Annotated in this window: 1 protein-coding gene; it reads left to right on the top strand. The window is 72.1% G+C overall.

Features of this window, described 5'->3' with window-relative positions:
- The coding region (locus tag AC1DU6_RS29800) for a phage tail protein (RefSeq protein ID WP_477861629.1) at nucleotides 1-1,796 on the top strand (1,796 nt) is incomplete at both ends.

Below are 1,796 nucleotides of genomic sequence, written 5' to 3' on the forward strand. Positions count from 1 at the left end.
GTAGAAGACGGCTGCGCAATCGCGCCGCGCGACGCGACCCACGGCGGCGTGGAAGAGGTGTTGTCGCTGGCCTCGGAGCTGGGCGTGCCGCCGATGCTTGACGGCGTCTCGCGCCTGGCCAGCGCAGAAACCCAGCTGGCCATGCTGCCGCTGCTGCGCGACCGCTTCGGCAGCTACGCCCGCTGGGACCCACGGCCCACGCCCGAGGGTCCTGGTGGCTCGCTGATGGGCTTTGGCGCCTTCCCCGGCGAGGTGCCGCGCTACGCCACCTCGGCGCCCGGCACGCCCACGGCGATGGCCATTGATGCCGACGATCGCATCGCCTTTGCTTTCGCCGACCGCGTGGAACTCTTCGACCTGCGCGAGCGCCACGAGCCCGTGCGCCTGGAGCTRCCGCCGCTGTTCACGCCGCAAGCCGTCGCTTGCGATGCTCAGGGCGGGCGCTGGCTGCTCGACCGCAACAACCGCCGCCTGGCCGTGCTGGTCGGCACACCCTTCCCCGAGCGCGGCGACGTGGTGCGCGACGCGGGCACCTTCCGCCCGCAGCCCGAGAACGCCGACGACGCGCGCCTCGAGCTGCTGCCCGAAGCCCTGCTCGATCCTGCGCTTCGCCCGGTGGCCCTGGCCGCCAGCCCGCAGGGGCGGCTGGCGGTGATCGCCTGGGGACCGGATGGCGAGCTGCATCTGAGCGTGTTCGACGGCTTGGAACGCAAGAGCGCCATCCTCGAAGGCGCGGAGTACGCCCACGCCATCGCCTGGCTAGACGAGACCGAGATCGCCCTGCGCGTGTCCGATCTGGCCGAAGTGCTCGTCTACGCGGCCGATGGATCCGGGCAACAAAAGCCCCTCGGCCGCCGCTACCCGAGCGCCAACGCCGCACCCGGCGGCTTTGTCGCCTCACAGGACTGGCCGCCGCATCTGCCGCTGGTCCGCCCGCAGGATGTACCCGAGGCCGCGGAAAACGCGACGTTCAGCCGCGCCCTGGTGCCCCTGTCTTGGCGTGGCTTTGCAGCCAGCGGCACCGCTCAGGGCCGCACGGTGGACACGCAATCCATCGACCTCGTCTGGCACCGCCTCTATGTCGAGGCTGTCATCCCGCCCGGCTGCGGCGTGCTTGTGGAGCTGGGCGCCTCCGACGAAGACACGTTCAGCGGCACCTGGTGGCCGCATTGGTTCGGCGACGCCAGCGCCCTGCAGGCCGATCTGCCCACGGGCACGCCCCGCGCCGCCTGGCTGGCCTGCCCGAGCGAGCTGCCCCATCACGCCAGCCTGCTCGGCTGCGCGCCGCAGGCGAACCGCGTCGGCCTGTTCGGCGCCCTGGTGCAGCGCGCCGGCATGCAGCTGCGCGAGCTGCGCGGCCGCCGCCTGCAATTGCGTGTGACGCTCTATGGCAACGGCCGCGCCACGCCGCATGTGGCGGCCGTGCGCGTCTGGGGCGACCGCTTCTCCTATCTGCGTCGCTATCTGCCCGAGCTCTACCGGGACGATCCCGTCTTCGACCGCACCGCCAGCGGCGACGCCACGCGCCACGACTTCCTGGAGCGCTTCATCGGCCTGTTCGAAAGCGTGCTGACGCCGATGGAAGACCAGATCGCCGACGCCCGCGTTTTGACGGCGCCCGCCAGCACACCACCCGATGCGCTGGACTGGCTGGCCCGCTGGACCGGCGAACGTTTCCCCTCTCGCCTGCCCACGACGCACAAGCGCGCCTGGCTGGCCAATGCGCCGCTGCTGCGCCGGCTGCGTGGCACGCGCGGCGGCCTGGCCTTGGCCCTGGACATCGCCACGGATGGCGC

The organism is Roseateles sp. P5_B10, assembly GCF_056400485.1.